Here is a 17591-nt window from a genome sequence, read left to right on the forward strand (position 1 = left end):
GCCTACGACATTGTGTAACGAAGTGTCCATAACCACTAGCGGTGCTTGCGCCTCGCGTACGCCGCGGGCGTCGTGCCGGTCCAGCGCTTGAAGGCGTAGATGAAGCTCGACGCTTCGGCGTAGCCCAGGCGCAGGGCGACGTCGTCGACGGACAGCGCGCCGGTGTCGAGCATTTCTTCCGCGAGCGTCTGGCGAACCTCGTCGAGTAGCTGCCGGTAGCCGGTGCCCGCCTCGGTCAGCCGCCGTCGCAGCGTTCGCGTGCTGAGGGTCAGCTGACGGGCGATCTCGTCCATCCCGGCGTCTGCCCCGCCGAGCCGCACCAGCCGTTCCCGCACCAGCTGCGGGACTCCCGAGCGCGTACGGCGGCGGGCGACCAGGGCGTCGCACTGCGCGGCGCACAGCGCGACGGTTTGCTCGTTGGCTTGCGGCAACGGAAGATTCACCAGCGCCGGATCGAGGGTGACCCGGTGCTCGGCCGCACCGAAAACCGGGTCGACGCCGAAAGCAGTCCGGTAAGCGTCCACAAAGGACGACGACGGGAAGCGGAACTCCGTCCGCGCCAAGGAGATTTCCGGCAGAAGATCCCGCATGACGGTGCAGATCGCGGACAGGTCGCGCAAGGCGAGGAACCGGGCGACGTCGTCCGGCACCCGCGAATCGTCCAGCACCAGACGGAGTCCGGCCGAGTCCAGCTCGACGTGCGGAATGCAGAAGGTGAAGGACAAATCCAAGTAGCGCAAGGCGAACACCATCGCGTCGCGCATCGTCGGGCTGCTGATGCAGGCGAAACCGAAGATGCCGAACGTCGTCACGCGGTACCGGCAGCCGAGGCTGAGCGCGACGTCGTCGCCCGAGCCGACCGTCGACAGCAACGCGCGGACGACAGCCAGCTCCTGCCGAGCGTCGAGCTGACGGTCCGGCGCGCGCAGTTCCTCGACCGGCACCCCGGGCAGCGAGACGCCGTGTTCCTCGGCGAAGCGGTGCATGAGCAGCACACTCGCGGTGCCGCGCGGGAAGTCCCAGTCGCGGATGGCGGGTGCCGCTAGCTCGGCCATGGCCGAAATTATGGATCAACCGGCCATCCGCGTGCCGATCGAGGGCCAAAACTGTCCGGGTTGCTCGTTAAGCTCCCGCCGTGCACCTTTCCCACCGCGTCCTCAACCGCGCGACCCTCGACCGGCAGTTGCTCCTGAAGCCCGCCAAAATGCCGGTTCTCGACGCCGTCGCGCACCTCGCCGGGCTGCAGGCGCAAGCGCCGTTCCCGCCGTATTACGCGCTGTGGTGCCGCCTCCAGCGTTTCCGGCCGGACGATCTCTCGAGCCTGCTGCTCGACCGCAGCGTCGTGCGGATGGTGCTGATGCGCGGCACGGTGCACCTCGTCCCCGCCGCCGACGCGCTCGCTTGGCGGCCGCTGGTGCAAATCGTCATGGACCGCGCCCTGACTGCAGTCAACCAGCACCGGGAGGCGCTGGCCAAACTCGACCACGACGCAGTGGCGAAGACGACCCGCGAACTGCTGCGCGAACGGCCGTACTCGAGCGATCAGCTCGGCAAGGCGCTGGTCGAGCACTATCCGGAGACCCCGGCCGCGTCGCTGATGTTCCTGGTCCGCGCTGTCCTGCCGCTCGTGCAGATCCCGCCGCGCGGAGTGTGGGGCAAGGCCGGGCAGCCGACCTACCAGGTCGCGCACCACTGGCTCGAAGGCGTCGCCGCGCCCGAACCGTCCGCCGCCGAACTGATCCGCCGCTATCTCGCCGCGTTCGGTCCGGCGACGGTGGCGGACATGCAGACGTGGGCTGGCATCACGAAGCTTGGCGAGGTGGTCGAGCAGATGGACCTGCGCACCTACCTCGATCCCGCAGGCCGCACGCTCTACGACCTGCCGGACGCCACGATGCCCGACGAGGACACGCCCGCCCCGCCGCGGCTGCTGGGCCCGTTCGACCAGACGCTGCTGTCCTACGCCGACCGCACCCGGATGCTCAGCGACGAGCACCGCAAACGCGTCATCACCGTCAACGGCCTGGTGAAAGGCACCCTGCTGGTCGACGGCCGGGTCCGCGGGATCTGGGAAACCACGAGCACCCGCGAGTCGGCGACGCTGGTTCTCACACCGTTCGAACGCCTCCCGAAACGCGACACCTCCGCATTGGAGAGCGCCGGGCGCAAGCTGCTCGGGTGGGCCGAGCCCGGCAAGACCCACGAGGTCCGGCTCGTGCGCGAGTAGCCGCGTCCGCTGGCCGGAATTCTCGATCGAGTGGCCGTTCGTGCCCTTCCGCACCGGCGGCCGCCTGCGTAGCTTCGGGCTATGGACGACACCCCGTCGGTGCTGATCGTGGGCACCGGGTTCGGTGGAATCGGCGCCGCGATCGAGCTGAAGCGCGCCGGTTTCCCGAACATCACGATCCTGGAGCGGGCGGCCGAACCGGGCGGCGTGTGGCGCGAGAACACCTATCCCGGCGCGGCCTGCGACATCCCGTCGCCGCTGTACTCGTTCTCCTTCGAGCCGAATCCGGACTGGCCGAAGAGGTACGCGATGCAGCCGGACATCCATGCCTACCTCAAGCGCGTGATCGCGAAATACGGCATCGAACCGCACATCCGGTACGGCCGCGAGGTCACGTCCGCGACCTACGACCACGGCCGCTGGCGGATCGAGACCGCGCAAGGCGAAACCTTCGAGGCCGACGTCTTCGTGCCCGCCGTCGGCCAGCTTTCCCGGCCCGCCCGGCCGTCGATCCCCGGCCGCGAAACCTTCGCCGGCGCGGCGTTCCATTCCGCCGAGTGGAACCACGAAGTCCCGTTGGCGGGCAAACGGATCGCGGTGATCGGCACCGGCGCGAGCGCGATCCAGTTCGTGCCGGAGATCCGCAAGGAAGCCGCGCACGTCACCGTCTTCCAGCGCACCCCGCCGTACATCCTGGCCAAGAACGACGGCCGCTACGCGGACTGGCAGAAGCGGCTTTTCCGCCGCCTGCCGAAGACGCAGCTCTTCGGCCGCGCGCGGATCTTCCTGCTCGCCGAGTACGCGACCTACGGCATGACGCGGCACCCGTTGCTGACCAAGATGTTCGAACTGCGCGCCGCCCAATTGCGCCGTCGTCATCTCAGGGACCGCGCGCTGCGCCGCAAGGTCAAGCCGGACTATCCGTTGGGCTGCAAGCGGATCCTGTTCACCAACGACTACCTGCCCGCACTCGCCCAGCCGAACGTCTCGGTCGAAACGTCCTCGATCGAGGAGATCACCCCGCGCGGCGTGCGCACCGCGGACGGCGTTGAGCACGAGGCGGACGTGCTGATCTACGGCACCGGGTTCAAAGCGACGGAATTCCTCGGCCCGATGAAGGTGCTCGGCCGCGACGGCCAGTCGCTGGCCGAGGCGTGGCGCGGCGGCGCGCGGGCGTACCTCGGCATGACAGTGCCGGGATTCCCGAACATGTTCTGCGTCTACGGTCCCAACACGAACCTCGGGGCCGGTTCGATCATCTACATGATCGAGCGGCAAGCGCGCTATCTCCGCCAGGCCGTCGAGCACCTCGCGCGGCCGGACGTGGCGTCGCTGGAGGTGCGCGCCGAGGTCGAGGAGCGTTACGACCGCGAGGTGCAAGCGCGGCTCTCGCACAGCGTCTGGAGCGGGTGCACCAGCTGGTACCGGCAGGAAAACGGCCGGGTGAGCACCAACTGGCCCGGGCTGGTCACCGAATACGACCGCCGGACCAGGGCCCTCGACCCGGCCGACTACCTGGTGCGTTCGGTCAGGGCAGGTTCTTCAGCCCCGCGCTGACCGTGTTGGCGAAGGAGTAGCCGTTCGACGCGTCCCAGTTGATGGACCAGGTCATCGCGCCGCGGAACTCCGGGTACGTCGCCGACGGCTTGAAGGACGCGCAGTCGGTGCCCTTCGCCATGCAGTTCATCGCCGAGACGACGTTCGACGGCGATTGGTACCCGCCGCCGGCCGCCGAGCCTGAAGCAGGCAGCCCGAACGCGACCTGGTCGGCTCGCAGGCCGCCCTGCAGCTGGATGCACGAGAGCGCGGTGAGGAAGTCGACCGTGCCCTGGGAGTAGACGTTTCCGTTGCAGCCGTTCATCGCGCCCGAGTTGTAGTACTGCATGTTGACGACGGTGAGGATGTCCTTGACGTTCAGCGCCAGCTGAAAGTAGCCACCCTGGGTGGACTGCATGTCGATGGTCTGCGGTGCCATGGTGAGCACCGAACCGCCGCCGTCGTGAATGCTGCGCAGCGCTTGTCCCATGTAGGTGGCGTTGATGCCGTTCTCCAGGTCGATGTCGACGCCGTCGAAGCCGTACGTCGAGATCAGCTGCTTCACCGAGTTGGCGAAGTTGCTCGCCGACTGGCTGTCACCGACGCTGATCGTGCCCTTCTCGCCGCCGACCGAGATGATCACCTTCTGGCCGCGCGCCTGCACGGTCTTGATGTCCGCGCGGAACTGCGCGTCGGTGTAGCCGCCGAGCTTCGCCGACAGGTCCGGGTCGAGCGTGAAGCTCACCGCGCCGGGCGTGGTGGTGGCGTCGGCGAAGGCGACCGCGATGACGTTGTACGTCGTGGGCACGTCAGCGAGCTTCAGCGTCTTCGCGCCGTTGTCGAAGTTCTGCCAGTAGCCGGTGAGGATGTGCTTCGGCAGGTCGCCGTTGTGCGGCGGCGTACTGGTGGTCGTCGTCGGTGTCGTGGTCGAAGTGGTGGGCGTCGTCGGCGTCGTTGGGTTCGTGGACGTCGTGGGCGGGGTGCCCGGGCCGTCGAGGTTCACGTCGTCGGCGAGGTAGGCGGGCTGGCCGTACCAGCCGTGCAGGTACACCGTGAGGCTCGTGGACGCGCCAGTAGTGAAGCTCAGGCTGAGCTGCTGCCAGCCGGTCGTGCCGGGCGTCCAGGTGTTCTGCGAGGCCGAGCCGGAAACGCCGAGGTAGACGTAGCTGCCCTGGACCCACGCGGACAGCTGGTACGCGGTGTTGGGCTGCACGGTGACCTGCTGGGAGCACTGCCCGGTGTCGGAGCTGGAGGGCGCCGCGCTCAGCGAATGGCTGCCGCCGTGCGCCTGGGTCGAGACGACTGACGCGGTGCCGGTGCAGGTCCAGCCGGAGAGCGAGCCGCTCTCGAAGCCGGGATTGGCGAGGATGTTCGCGGCCGACGCGCTGGTGGTGCCGAGGACGAGCGTGACTCCGAGCGCGAGCGCGACCGAGGCCAGCAAGGACACCAGGGCAGGCAGCCGCCGGGGGGACGGGTGTGGGGACACGGGCAGACCTCCGCAGGGACAGTGAGCCAGATCACCTCAAAATGGACTAGACCAATACGGATGTCAAGGAACTTCCGGAGGTGCTTCGGCGGGCCATCCGCAGCGGGCCGGGCGGGCAGCGGCAGAATGCAGGCTCGGAGCAACCCGAGACGAAGCAGGAGCCTGGTTTTGAGCGTGCAGTCGGTCGAGCAGCGGATCGCCGAAGAGCTGGGGGTGCGCGAAGGGCAGGTCAAGGCCGCCGTGACCCTCCTCGACGAGGGGTCCACGGTGCCGTTCATCGCCCGGTACCGCAAGGAAGTCACCGGAGAGCTGGACGACGCCCAGCTGCGCACGCTCGAGGAGCGGCTGCGCTACCTGCGCGAGCTGGACGAACGCCGCGCCGCGGTCCTGGAGTCCATCCGGAGCCAGGGCAAACTGGACGAAGCGCTCGAGGCGCAGATCCTCGCCGCGGACACGAAGTCGCGGCTGGAGGACATCTACCTGCCGTACAAGCCGAAGCGGCGGACCAAGGCGCAGATCGCCCGCGAGGCCGGTCTGGAGCCGCTGGCCGACGGCCTGCTGAACGACCCGTCGACCGACCCGCAGGCGGCCGCCGCGGTGTTCGTCGACGCGGACAAGGGCGTCGCCGACGCGCAGGCCGCCCTCGACGGCGCGCGCGCCATCCTGGTCGAGCGCTTCGCCGAGGACGCCGACCTGATCGGCGAGCTGCGCGAGAAGATGTGGGCCGAGGGCCACCTCGTGTCGAAGGTCCGCGCGGGCAAGGAGACCGACGGGGCCAAATTCTCCGACTACTTCGACTTCTCCGAGCCCTACACCAAACTCCCCTCGCACCGGATCCTCGCGATGCTGCGCGGCGAGAAGGAAGAGATCCTCGACCTCACGATGGAGCCTTCCGAGCCGCCCGCCGAGGACGCTCCGCCCCGCGTCGGGCCGACCGAGTACGAACAGCGCATCGCCGCCCGGTTCGGGATCAGCCAGCAGGACCGCCCGGCGGACAAATGGCTCGGCGACACCGTGCGCTGGGCCTGGCGCACGAAGATCCTCCTGCACCTGGGCATCGACCTGCGGATGCGGCTGCGCCAGTCGGCCGAGGACGACGCCGTGCGCGTGTTCGCGGCGAACCTGCGCGACCTGCTGCTGGCCGCCCCGGCGGGCACCCGCGCGACGATGGGCCTCGACCCGGGCTTCCGCACCGGCGTGAAGGTGGCCGTGGTCGACGCGACCGGCAAGGTCGTCGACACCCACGTGATCTACCCGCACCAGCCGGCGAACAAATGGGACCAGTCGATCGCCGAACTGGCGGTGCTGGCCAAGAAGCACAACGTCGACCTGATCTCGATCGGCAACGGCACCGCGTCGCGAGAGACCGACAAGCTGGCGGTCGAGCTGATCAAGAAGCACCCGGAGCTGAAGCTCACCAAGGCGGTCGTGTCCGAGGCGGGCGCGTCGGTGTACTCGGCGTCGGCGTTCGCTTCGCAGGAGCTGCCGGGCATGGACGTCTCGCTGCGCGGCGCGGTCTCGATCGCGCGCCGGCTGCAGGACCCGCTGGCCGAACTGGTGAAGATCGACCCGAAGTCGATCGGCGTCGGCCAGTACCAGCACGACCTGTCCGAGGTGTCGCTGTCGCGTTCGCTGGACGCGGTGGTCGAGGACTGCGTGAACGCGGTCGGCGTGGACGTGAACACCGCGTCCGCCCCGCTGCTGACGCGGGTTTCGGGCATCACGACGTCGCTCGCGGAGAACATCGTGGCGCACCGCGACTCCCACGGCCCGTTCCGCACCCGCACCGCGCTCAAGGAGGTCGCGCGGCTCGGCCCGAAGGCGTTCGAGCAGTGCGCGGGCTTCCTCCGCATCCCGGACGGCGACGACCCGCTCGACGCGTCCTCGGTGCACCCGGAGGCCTATCCGGTCGTACGGCGGATCCTCGACCGCACCGGCGTCGGCATCCGCGAGCTGATCGGCAACGCCCGGACCCTGCAGGCGCTGAAGCCCGCCGAGTTCGTCGACGACACGTTCGGGCTCCCGACGGTCACCGACATCCTGGCCGAACTGGAGAAACCGGGCCGCGACCCGCGTCCGGCGTTCAAGACCGCGACCTTCGCCGAGGGCGTCGAGAAGATCGCCGACCTCAAGCCGGGCATGCGGCTGGAGGGCGTGGTGACGAACGTGGCCGCGTTCGGCGCGTTCATCGACGTCGGCGTGCACCAGGACGGCCTCGCGCACGTTTCGGCGCTGTCGAAGAACTTCGTGAAGGACCCGCGCGACGTCGTGAAGCCGGGCGACATCGTCAAGGTGAAGGTGCTGGACGTCGACGTGCCGCGCAAGCGGATCTCGCTGACGCTGCGCCTGGACGACGAGCCCGGCGCGGGCGCCAACCGCGGCGGTGGCGGCGGACGGGACCGCGGCCAGGGCGGCGGTCAGGGCGGCGGCGGTCAGCGCCGGAACCAGCCGCAGCAGCGCGGTGGCCGGGACCGTCGCGACTCCGGAGGCGGCGGCGCGATGGCGGACGCTCTCCGACGGGCTGGATTCGGCAAGTAGCACAGCGAACGTCCGTGAAGGGCTCCTTGAGGGAATCTGATTCCCTCAAGGAGCCCTTCACGGACCTCGGCGAAATCGGAGGGCCAGAGGGGCTCTAGCGAGCGGCGCGTATCAGGGGTTCATTTCGTACGCGCCGGAAAGCTCGCGCACCGTCCCCCACACGCGAGTGAACCGTTCGTGGTCCACCACCGGCTTCCGCAGCCCGGCCAGCGCCAGCTCCTGCTGCTTCTCGGTGGAGCTCGGCTTCCCGTGCAGTTCGACCGCCGCGACGCTGAAGTCCTGCACCAGCACCGCGAACAGCTGGTCCAGCACATCGTCTGACACGCCGGTCAGCTCAGCCTGCTCCAGGATCAGCTGGCCGTACACGACGAGGGTGAACAGCTCGGTCAGCGCGAGCCCGAAGTCCAGGTCCTTCTGCTGCGCTTCGTCCGGCGTCGCCTCGGAAAGCAGCCGCACCAGCACTTCGGCCTGTTCGGTGAACCGGGCGACGTTCGGCAGGTGCTTCGCGTTCTCGTACGCCGGTTTCCAGTCGTGGAACCGGATCTTCGACAGCCCGCGTGCCGGGCCTTGGCGGAACAAGAAATCGTCGTCGGAGGCGTCGTCGCGGGTCGGCACCGCCGGGTATTCCTGCGGCGCGAAGAGGTACGCGGGCATGAACTTGGCGATCAGCGCGAGGTTCACCGCGACCGTGCCCTCCAGCTTGGGCAGGCCGTCGATGTCGTTCTTGGCCATCGCGAGGTAGGTGTCGGCCTCGAAACCCTTGGCCGCCACGACATCCGCGACCAGCCCGATCACCTTCTGCGCCTCGGTGGTCACCTTCATCTTGGTGATCGGGTTGTACAGCAGGTAGCGGCGGTCCTGCTGGTTCGCCGAGCGGAAGTAGTCGATCGCGCGGTCGGAGAACAGCTTCATCCCGGTGAGCCGCGCGTAGGCCTCGACGAATTCGCGGCGCACGTGCGGGAAATCGGTAACCGGGTTGCCGTACAGGATCCGGTTCTGCGCGTGCGTTATCGCCTCGTACAGCGAATGCGTCGCCATTCCGATGCCGCCGAAGCACAGGTTGAACTTGCCGATGTTGACCGTGTTCAGCGCGGCGCTGAAGGCTTCCGGTCCAGTGTGGAGGATGTCCTCGGCGCGCACCGGGTAGTCCTCGAGCCGGAACTCCGCGACATACATCTGCGACGGCACGATGTTCTTGACGACGTGGTAGTTCGGGTGCTCGGAATCAGCGTAGAAGAATACGTACTGCTCCGGTCCTTCGACGCCGTCGATCCGGCCGAACACCGAAACCGTGCGCGCGCAGTTCCCGTTGCCGATATAGTACTTCGACCCGTTCGCGCGGTAGCCGCCCTCGCCGTCCGGGGTGAGCACGAGGTCGGACGAGTAGATGTCCGCCCCGTGCTCCTTTTCGGACAGTCCGAACGCGCCGACGCCGCCCTCGGCGAGCGCTTCCGCGGCCCGCTTGCGGGCGGCCGCGTTCCCGCTCTGCCACACCGGTCCGAGGCCGAGAACGGTGACCTGGAACGGGTACCAATAGTTGAGGCCGTAGAAGCCGAGAATTTCCGCCAGCGCGGCGATCCGGCTGGTGTCCCAGCGTTTATCCGGATCCCCGGCCGAATCCGCGGCGGGGGTGAGGAACGTGGCGAACAGGCCTTCCTTGCCCGCGAACTCCAGGAAGTCGGCGTAGAACTCGCGGTCGTGATACGCCTGCGCGAGACGGCGTTTGCCGCGCGCTTCGAACCAGTCGATCGTCGCCCGCAGGAGCCGCCGGGTTTCCGGGTCGAACTTCCGGGCGTCGTAGTCGCGCGGGTTCAGCAGCGCTGTCGCCGTTTCGCTCATCGCATCTCCAGGTCAGCCGATATTACTGCCCGGTAACTTTAGCGCGGTGCGGCCCCCGGACTCCACCGCGTCCACCCGGCCGAGGCTGTCGCGCCGGAAACGCGCGCTCGGCCTGCGGGTGTCGGAGGCACGGGCGAGCACGTCCTCGGCGACGAACGCGACCTCGAACGGCGGCGCGGAGAGGACGTCCGGCTGATCGGTGTCGAGGATCATCTGCGCCCAGAGCGAGCCGTCGCGTTCGGTGAATTCGAAGATGAGCGAGCCCGTCCGATACCGTCCAGGGCAGTCGCCCGGGTCGATCGCCTGAATCGGACGATTGCCCAGTTTCGGCAGGTCAGCCACGTTCTCCAGGCACCAGTCGACGACCCGCGGGCCGAGCGCGCCGCCGCCCGCGCTGTTGGTGAGCACGGTGACCGCGAAGTTCTCGCTCGGCACCATGACGAACTCCGACAGCTGCAGGTTGCTGACGTTGCCGCCGTGCCGCACCAGCTGTGCGTCGCCGTGGCTCAGCCGCAGCCAGGACAGCCCGATTTCCTCGAACGGCAGCGCGCCCTCGCGCTGCGCGGCGTGCATCAGGCGGCGGGTCTCGTCGCTCAGCACCTCCCCGCCGGACAGCTGGAATCGAGCCCATTTCAGCTGGTCACGGGCAGTCGACCAGAGACCGCCGGCCGGAGCGTCCGCCCGGGCGAGGCCAACGGTGTGCGCGACCGCCGGGCCGTCCTCGCGCAGCGCGTGCCCGACCGCGTGCCGCCGGGTCAGCACCTCCCAGGGCTGGAAGCACGAGTCGGTCATGCCGAGCGGCTCCAGCAGCCGGGTGCGGACCAGGTCCTCGTAGGTGCCGCCGGACACCGCCTCGGCGACCCGGCCGGCCAGCAGGAATCCGGCGTTGCAGTAGGAGGCCACCTCGCCGACCGGGAACACCTGCGGCAGTTCGTCGAACTGCTCCACCGCGCGGGCGAGCGCGTCGTCGCCCCAGCCGGTGTCGACCTCGATGTCGCCGAGGAAGCCGGGCGAGTGCGTGAGCAGGTGGCGCAGCGTCACGGTCTTGCGCGCGAGCGGGTCGGCGAGTCTCAGATCCGGGAGGTACTCGACCACCGGCCGGTCCAGTTCGAGCACGCCGTCCTCGACCAGCACGAGCACCGCGGTGGCGGCGAACGTCTTGCTGGTGGAGCCGATCATGAACAGCGTGCCGTCGTCCACCGGCGTTCCCGTGTCCACACTGGACACTCCTGCGGTCAGCAGGGTTTCCTTGCCCTCGTGGAAAATCCCGACCGAGACGCCGGGAACCCCGGCCTCCCGCGCCCATTCGCCCAGCAGTCCGCGGAGTTCGTCTGCGCTCATGCGGCCAGCCTCGCACCCGCCGGCGCGGCGGCGGTGGTGGAAACGAACGAACCTCGCGCACGCGCTTCGTCGGTTCGCGCGTGGCGGCCTGCGGGCGATATCACGTAGCCCGCTCGATCTTGGGACGGTATAGTCGGCCATGCGGTCCGCTCAGTTCTGCCTCGGGCCGCGTTTCACTGTTGTCGACGACCACGCGCCGCAGCCACCCGAGGCCGCGCCGGGCAGGACAACCGCGCTACGTACGGAGATATGGGACGCTTTCGCGTCCGCACCAGCCCATGACGACTTTCACTGAACTCGGCCTGCCCAAACCCCTGGTCGACGCACTCGCCGCGCAGGGCGTCACCGAGCCCTTCCCGATCCAGGCCGCCACGCTCCCGCACACGCTCGCGGGCCGCGACGTGCTCGGCCGGGGCCGCACCGGCTCCGGCAAGACCTACGGCTTCGTCCTGCCCGTGCTGGCCCGCCTCGCCGCCGGCCCGACGCGGCGCCGCCCCGGCCGTCCGCGGGCGCTGATCCTCGCCCCGACCCGCGAACTGGCCACCCAGATCGAGGCCGCGATCGTGCCGCTGGCGCGTCCGCTGGGCCTCATGGCCACCACGATTTTCGGCGGCGTGAGCGCGAACCCGCAGATCACCCGCCTGCGCGACGGCGTCGACATCGTCGTCGCCTGCCCCGGACGGCTCGCCGACCACATGCGCACCGGCGAGGCGAAGCTGGACAAGATCGAGATCACCGTGCTCGACGAGGCCGACCACATGGCTGACCTGGGCTTCCTGCCCGAGGTCAGGCGCATCATGGCGGCCACCCCCGAGCGCGGCCAGCGCATGCTGTTCTCCGCGACGCTCGACAACGGCATCGACGTGCTGGCGAAGCGCTTCATGAACGACCCGATGCTGCACAGCGTCGACTCGGCGCAGTCCCCGGTCTCGACGATGACGCACCACGTGCTGCACCTCGAGGAGACCCACCGGCTGCCAGTCCTGGTCGACCTGACCGCGGCTCCCGGCCGCACCCTGGTCTTCACCCGCACGAAGCACCGCGCGAAGGCCCTCACGCGCAAACTCGTCGCGAGCGGCGTCCCGGCCGTCGAGCTGCACGGCAACCTCGGCCAGAACGCGCGCACGCGCAACCTGGAAGCGTTCTCGTCGGGCACCGCGAAAACCCTGGTGGCCACGGACATCGCCGCCCGGGGCATCCACGTGGACGACGTCACGCTGGTGATCCACGCCGACCCGCCGGTCGAGCACAAGGCGTACCTGCACCGCTCCGGCCGCACCGCGCGTGCGGGCGCGTCGGGCACCGTGGTCACCCTGATGACCGACGAGCAGGTCTCGGACGTCCGCGCGCTGACCCGGAAGGCGGGGATCTCGCCGACCACCACGCGGATCTCGCCTTCGCACCCGCTGCTGGCCGAACTGGCTCCGGGAGACCGGTCGTTCACCGCCTCGCCGCGTCGCCCGGTGGTGGACAACCGTCCCAAGACGGTGACCGCTTCCGGCGCCGCACCGGGCACGGGACGGCGTCGCGCGCCCTCGGAGAACCGAGGCGGGCTCGGTGCCCGGACCGGTTCGCAGCCCCGCCGTTCCGGCGGCGGCCGGGGCGGTCCTCGGCAGGGCGGCGAGACTCGTTCTTCGGAGCGGCAGCCAGGTCAGGCCCGCCGGGAGGACCAGCGCCGCGGTTCGGGAGCCGGTCGCCGAGGTGCGGAGGGCACCGCCCGTCGTGCCTCCGGTGCCGACCGTCGCGGCTCCGGCCAGCCGCCGCGCAACCGCCGCAACGGCTCGACCGGACGGCGGCAGCCGGAGGCCTGAGTTGTGCTCCGAGCGGGCCGGGGACAAGCTTGTCCCCGGCCCGTTTTGGCGCGCGGCGGAAGTCAGCCGAACCAGTCGCCGATGTCCTTCCACTGGAAGGCTTCTTTCCAGGACTCGTCGTCGGCAAGCCATCCGGCGAAGGCAGCGGCGACCTTGTCCCGCGAGACAGTGAGCGTCTGGTAGTGCCGCGTCGGCTTCCCTGCTCGGTACTCCAGCTGGTACACGCCGTTGTCGCGAAGCCACACCTGGATGAAGACGTTGTCCGGATCCGCGTCGCTGGAGACGACCGCGTTTCCGCCGCGCGCCATGGCTTCCAGCACCGCAACGACGTTGTCCTCGGTCACGCCTTCCACCCGGACGCCGTTGGACGCCTGCAAGGCCGCCTTCACCGTGCGGGCCCCGGATCCGCCCAGAATTCCTTGATTTCGTCCGTCATGCCGTACTCCCGCGGGATTTCGAACGACGCAGCCATCGGATACGGCTCCGAACGAATGCGGCGACGCTCCTCCTCCGACAACTCCGGCAGCTTTCTCCGCCGGGCCCGCGCCAGCTTCCGCGGCTTCCCCTCGTGCACGCACACCGCGCCGATCGCCAGCGCCTTGCCGATCATCATGCTCGCGCCGGACGGCGTCGACGGCCCCTTCAGCGAGACCCAGTACGCGATGGAACCCAGCCGGAGCAACTCGTCGTCGGTGCACGAGACGACCCACTCCGCCGCGGCATCCTCGCCGTACTCGACAAGATGCCGTCGAAGCAAACCTCTTGTTGCCGAGATCATGTCCCCTCCTCGAGGCCAGGATATCGGTGCGGCGTCCCTAAACTGGCTGCTATGGAGCATCGCGGGAAAGTCGTGCGCTGGGAAGTCGACGAGGGCTGGGGAATCCTCGAATCACCCACCGTCGACGGTCCGGTCTGGGCGCATTACTCGATGATCGAAGCCGACGGGTTCCGGTCCCTGACCGCCGGGGAAGACGTGCGGTTCACCGTCGAGCGTGCCGAACAGGACGGCTGCCACTGGCGCGCGATCCGGGTGCACTCCCTCTGATCAGCTGATCAGAAAAAGCAAAAACGGGCCCACGCCCAAAAACAGCACCACAGCCGCGTTCGTCTTCCGGTACTGCAGCAGCAACGCCACGAACTCCCGCAGGAACGCGCTAGGCACGAAGTACGACGCCGTCTTCGCCCCGATCACGTTGAGCCGCAACCCCAACTGCCGCGCCAGCACCGCCGTGCGAAAGACGTGGTAGTTGTTCGTCACGGCCAGAATCGGCCCGGAAAACCCGCGCTGCTCAAGCAAAGCGACGCTGAACCGCAGGTTCTCGCTGGTGGTCGTCGCCCGGTCCTCCAGCACGATCTGGTCCGCCGGGACCCCGGCCGCCTGGAGATACCGCGCCATCGCGTCCGCCTCCGACGTCAGTTCGTCCGCGCCCTGCCCGCCGGACACCACCAGCAACGCCCCTGGCGACCGCTGCTGCACCTGCACCGCCCGGTCAAGCCGGCTGGCCAGCAGCGGCGGGACCCGGTCGCCTTGCAGCCCGGAGCCGAGGACGACCACCGCTCCGGCGCTGGCGCGGCGGGTGACCCGGCTGTAGAGAATCGAGTACAGCAGCAACGCGGTGAACAAAAACGCCAGATAACCGGTCACGAACAGCACGGCCATCGCGGCCACCCGCAGCAACGGCTGATCGTCGAAGACCAGTGAACTCACCGCGAGAGCGAACACGGCGAGCAACCCCAGCCCCGCCAGCAGCGACAGCAGGTTCGCCAGCCGCCGCCCCTCGCGGCGCAGCATCACGACGCCGTTCGCGATCAGTGCCCACGGCAGCGCCAAAGCGCCGAGCCCGCCGACGAGCGCCACCATCACGATGATCGCGATCTGCGCCCATTCGACGTGCCTGAAGAACGTCAGCAGCCACAATCCGGTGAAGCCGAGCGCGACCAGGAACCACACCGCGTTGCCGACCCGCCGCGGCTCGCGCGCGAACCGTACGACGAACACGAGCACGGAAGCCAGCGCGAACAGCCCGGAGGTCATGGTCGTGCATTCTGTCGGGCACGCCTGCGCGTCGCGCGAGCAGGTACTCAGAGTGACGCCGTCAGGCCCCGCGCACGCAGCACCGACCGCTCCAGCGGACGGAACACGATCAGCTCGATCGCCACCCCGACGAACAAAATCAGGAAAATCGCCGCGATCACCTTGGGCATCGAGTTGTACGACGAACCGTCGTTCAAATAGGTGCCCAGTCCGACGCCGAGGCTCGGCGAGCGCGCGATCAGTTCCGCGGCCATCAGCGAGCGCCACGAGAACGCCCAGCCCTGCTTCAGCCCGGCCAGGAACCCGGGCAGCGCGGCGGGCAGCAGGATGTGCCGGGCCGCGGCGAACCGCCCGGCGCCCATCACCTTGCCGACGCGCGGCAGGATCGGCGGGATCTGGTCGATGCCCGACACGAGGCCGTTCGCGATCGACGGGACCGAACCGAGCAGCACGACGAAGTAGATCGCCGCGTCGTTGATGCCGAACCAGATCACCGCGGCGGGCACCCAGGCCACCGACGGCAGGCTTTGCAACCCGCTCAGCAGCGGGCCGATCGCGGCGCGCACCACGCGGACCTTCGCCACCAGGATGCCCAGCGGCGTGCCGATCACGACCCCGGCGGCGAAGCCGAGCGCGGCGCGGTGCACGGAGGTCCAGATGAAGCCGAACACCGAACCGTCGGTGACCGTGCTCCAGAACTCGGCCCAGACGTCCAGCGGCGCGGGCAGCGTCGTCTCCGGCCAGAACGCGGCGGCCCACAGGATCTGCCAGAGGATCACCAGCAGCACGAGCGCGCCGAGCGGCGGCAGGAATCCGCGCACGAACCGGCGGCGCAGCGACGCCGGCCGCGCTCCGGCGGGGGTGTCGAGCCGGTCCAGGCCGGCGCCGACGGCTTCGTCGAGGTCGGGGGCCGCCTGGTCAGGCTGCGGCATGGGTGCTGATCACCTTTCGCAGATCGGCCGTGATCTCGTCGGCCAGCAGTTCGGCGTCGGCGGACGGGACGTCGTGCCATTCGCGCACGACGCGGCCCGGACGCGACGACAGCAGCACCACTCGCTGTCCAAGCCGGACAGCCTCGCGCACGTCGTGCGTCACGAACAGCACCGAGGTGCCGGTGCTGCGCCACACCCGCAGCAGCTCGCTCTGCAGCACGTCGCGGGTGATCGCGTCGAGCGCCGCGAACGGTTCGTCCATGAGCAGCAACGCGTTGCCGTCGTCGCCGCCGACGCGGTGGGTCGCGGCGAGCGCTCGGGCCAGCGCTACCCGCTGCCGCATCCCGCCGGACAGCTCGTGCGGACGCTTGCGCCCCGCATCGCTCAACCGGACCAGGTCCAGCAGCTCAGCGGCTTTTTGCCGACGCTCGGAGCGGCCGAAGCCGGCGAGCCGCAACGGCAGTTCCACGTTCCGGGACGCGGTCAGCCACGGCATCAGCGCGGCTTCCTGGAACATCACCGCGGGCCGCGAAGTGGTGAGAGTGATCTCACCGGCGGACGGCCGGTCGAGACCGGCGACGAGGTTCAGCAGCGTGCTCTTGCCGCAGCCGGACGCGCCGAGCAGGCAGACGAACTCGCCCGGTTCGACGGTGAGGTCGACCCCGTCGAGAGCGGTCACCGCGCTGCCGGCGGAGCCGAACACCTTGCCCACGCGGTCGAGGTGGACGGCGGCGGTCACTGGTCGCGCCAGGGTGGTGGTCATCGCGGATCGCCTTCCGGTCGGGAGGTCACTTGGCCAGTTCGGGCGCGTTGACGACGGGCAGCTGCTGCGCCTTGAGGACTTCGTTGAGCGGGCCGAAGTCGGCGAACCCCTTCAGGTCCACCACCTTGTCGACCACGCCCGCGGTCACCGAGTCCTTGGCCAGCTGCGGGAATTGCGCGGGCACCGGGTCGGTGGTCAGTTCGATGTTCGCGAACGAGCGGTCGAGCACGGCCGGGCTGAGCGAACTGCCGGACAGCTCCTTGAGCGCGCCGTTGACCACGGTCTTCGCTTCGGCCGGGTTCTTCTTCGCCCAGTCGATCGCCTGCAGCTCGCCCTTCAGCAGCGCGCGCACGGTGTCCGGGTGCTGCTTGAGGAACTCGCTGCGCACGATCGCGACGGTGGTCGGGAACCGGCCTTGCGGCCACAGCGACTTCTCGTCCACCAGGACCTTCGCGCCCGCGTCGGTCACCAGCCGCGACGACCACGGTTCGGGCAGCCAGCCGCCGTCGACCTCGCCCTTGCGGAACGCGTCGAGCGTCTTCGGGTTGTCCAGGTTGGTCACGTTCACCTGGCCGGTCAGATGCTTCTCGGCGAGGAACTTCTTGAGCGCGACGTCCTGGGTGTTGGCCAGCTGCGGCGTCGCGATCGTCTTGCCCTTGAGCTGGTCGACCGAGGTGATGCCGGGCTTCACCACCAGCTGCGCGCCGCCGGTGACCGCGCCGGACACGAGCTGGATCTCGCCCTTGGACTTGGTGAAGGCGTTGATCGCCGGTCCGGAGCCGATGAACGCGACGTCGAGCGAACCGCCGAGCAGCGCGTTCACTTCGGACGGACCGGCGTTGAACGTCTGAGTCGTGAGTTTCGTGCTGCCGAGGTTCTGCGCGAAGAAGTTCTTCTTGACCCCGATCAGCGCGGGCGTGTGCGTCACGTTCGGGAAGAAGCCGACGCGCACCTCCCCGGCGGCGCCCTCGTTGGTCGCGGCCTCGGTGCGGTCCGCGCGGGAACACCCGGCGAGCGCCCCGAGCACCGTCAGCGCGGCGAGTGCGGAAGCGAGCAATCGGGTTCGCGGAAATGTACGCACAA

Annotated in this window: 15 protein-coding genes; 5 read left to right on the forward strand and 10 right to left on the reverse strand. The window is 69.2% G+C overall.

All coding sequences use genetic code 11. The features are described from left to right. Nucleotides 1–35: 35 nt before the first annotated feature. Nucleotides 36–1055 (reverse strand): AraC family transcriptional regulator, encoded by a 1020-nt coding sequence (locus ATK30_RS10370; protein WP_101435409.1) that lies wholly within the window; start codon nucleotides 1053–1055, stop codon nucleotides 36–38. Between the two features lie 80 nt (nucleotides 1056–1135). Here ATK30_RS10370 and ATK30_RS10375 point away from each other — a divergent pair, with 80 nt between their 5' ends. Then, on the forward strand, nucleotides 1136–2227 hold the full coding sequence (locus ATK30_RS10375; RefSeq protein ID WP_101435410.1) for a winged helix DNA-binding domain-containing protein: 1092 nt from the start codon (nucleotides 1136–1138) through the stop codon (nucleotides 2225–2227). Nucleotides 2228–2308: 81 nt separating this feature from the next. After that, complete coding sequence (locus ATK30_RS10380; RefSeq protein WP_101435411.1) at nucleotides 2309–3784, forward strand: flavin-containing monooxygenase; 1476 nt, start codon at nucleotides 2309–2311, stop codon at nucleotides 3782–3784. Here ATK30_RS10380 and ATK30_RS10385 read toward each other — a convergent pair. Continuing rightward, the gene (locus tag ATK30_RS10385) at nucleotides 3756–5249 is read right to left on the reverse strand and encodes a chitinase (RefSeq protein WP_208637314.1); all 1494 of its coding nucleotides are present in this window, start codon (nucleotides 5247–5249) and stop codon (nucleotides 3756–3758) included. The two genes, ATK30_RS10380 and ATK30_RS10385, sit on opposite strands and share 29 nt — an antisense overlap. Nucleotides 5250–5417: 168 nt before the next feature. Here ATK30_RS10385 and ATK30_RS10390 point away from each other — a divergent pair, with 168 nt between their 5' ends. Next, nucleotides 5418–7787, forward strand: coding sequence for a Tex family protein (locus ATK30_RS10390; protein ID WP_101435412.1), 2370 nt, complete (start codon nucleotides 5418–5420; stop codon nucleotides 7785–7787). A 111-nt stretch (nucleotides 7788–7898) separates the two neighbouring features. Here the strand turns inward: ATK30_RS10390 and ATK30_RS10395 are convergent, their stop codons facing one another. Together ATK30_RS10395 and ATK30_RS10400 are read right to left on the reverse strand one after the other, a co-directional pair. Beyond that, nucleotides 7899–9626 carry an acyl-CoA dehydrogenase gene (locus ATK30_RS10395; RefSeq protein ID WP_101435413.1) on the reverse strand — a complete coding sequence of 576 codons (1728 nt, stop codon included), beginning with the start codon at nucleotides 9624–9626 and terminating at the stop codon, nucleotides 7899–7901. Nucleotides 9627–9638: 12 nt separating this feature from the next. Continuing rightward, nucleotides 9639–10967 carry a serine hydrolase domain-containing protein gene (locus ATK30_RS10400; protein ID WP_101435414.1) on the reverse strand — a complete coding sequence of 443 codons (1329 nt, stop codon included), beginning with the start codon at nucleotides 10965–10967 and terminating at the stop codon, nucleotides 9639–9641. 278 nt (nucleotides 10968–11245) lie between these two features. Here ATK30_RS10400 and ATK30_RS10405 point away from each other — a divergent pair, with 278 nt between their 5' ends. After that, a complete protein-coding gene (locus tag ATK30_RS10405; RefSeq protein ID WP_101435415.1) occupies nucleotides 11246–12778 on the forward strand; it encodes a DEAD/DEAH box helicase in 1533 nt (510 codons plus the stop codon). A 62-nt stretch (nucleotides 12779–12840) separates the two neighbouring features. Here the strand turns inward: ATK30_RS10405 and ATK30_RS10410 are convergent, their stop codons facing one another. After that, complete coding sequence (locus ATK30_RS10410) at nucleotides 12841–13122, reverse strand: hypothetical protein (RefSeq protein ID WP_143271362.1); 282 nt, start codon at nucleotides 13120–13122, stop codon at nucleotides 12841–12843. Nucleotides 13123–13163: 41 nt separating this feature from the next. Further along, nucleotides 13164–13556: a hypothetical protein gene (locus tag ATK30_RS10415; RefSeq protein WP_143271363.1), complete on the reverse strand. Its 393-nt coding sequence runs from the start codon at nucleotides 13554–13556 to the stop codon at nucleotides 13164–13166. Nucleotides 13557–13607: 51 nt separating this feature from the next. Here ATK30_RS10415 and ATK30_RS10420 point away from each other — a divergent pair, with 51 nt between their 5' ends. Beyond that, nucleotides 13608–13823, forward strand: coding sequence for a cold-shock protein (locus ATK30_RS10420; RefSeq protein WP_101435418.1), 216 nt, complete (start codon nucleotides 13608–13610; stop codon nucleotides 13821–13823). Here the strand turns inward: ATK30_RS10420 and ATK30_RS10425 are convergent, their stop codons facing one another. Genes ATK30_RS10425 through ATK30_RS10440 form a run of 4 tightly spaced genes read right to left on the reverse strand, consistent with a single transcriptional unit; the run spans nucleotide 13824 to nucleotide 17589 of the window. After that, nucleotides 13824–14813: a YdcF family protein gene (locus ATK30_RS10425; RefSeq protein ID WP_101435419.1), complete on the reverse strand. Its 990-nt coding sequence runs from the start codon at nucleotides 14811–14813 to the stop codon at nucleotides 13824–13826. Between the two features lie 47 nt (nucleotides 14814–14860). Then, a complete protein-coding gene (locus ATK30_RS10430) occupies nucleotides 14861–15745 on the reverse strand; it encodes an ABC transporter permease (RefSeq protein ID WP_101435420.1) in 885 nt (294 codons plus the stop codon). Beyond that, on the reverse strand, nucleotides 15732–16508 hold the full coding sequence (locus ATK30_RS10435; protein ID WP_101435421.1) for an ABC transporter ATP-binding protein: 777 nt from the start codon (nucleotides 16506–16508) through the stop codon (nucleotides 15732–15734). The genes ATK30_RS10430 and ATK30_RS10435 overlap by 14 nt, the downstream gene beginning before the upstream one ends. Before the next feature lie 25 nt (nucleotides 16509–16533). Beyond that, nucleotides 16534–17589 (reverse strand): ABC transporter substrate-binding protein, encoded by a 1056-nt coding sequence (locus ATK30_RS10440; RefSeq protein WP_101435422.1) that lies wholly within the window; start codon nucleotides 17587–17589, stop codon nucleotides 16534–16536. Nucleotides 17590–17591 lie beyond the last annotated feature (2 nt).

The organism is Amycolatopsis echigonensis (assembly GCF_002846615.1).
Taxonomy (GTDB): Bacteria; Actinomycetota; Actinomycetes; order Mycobacteriales; family Pseudonocardiaceae; genus Amycolatopsis; species Amycolatopsis echigonensis.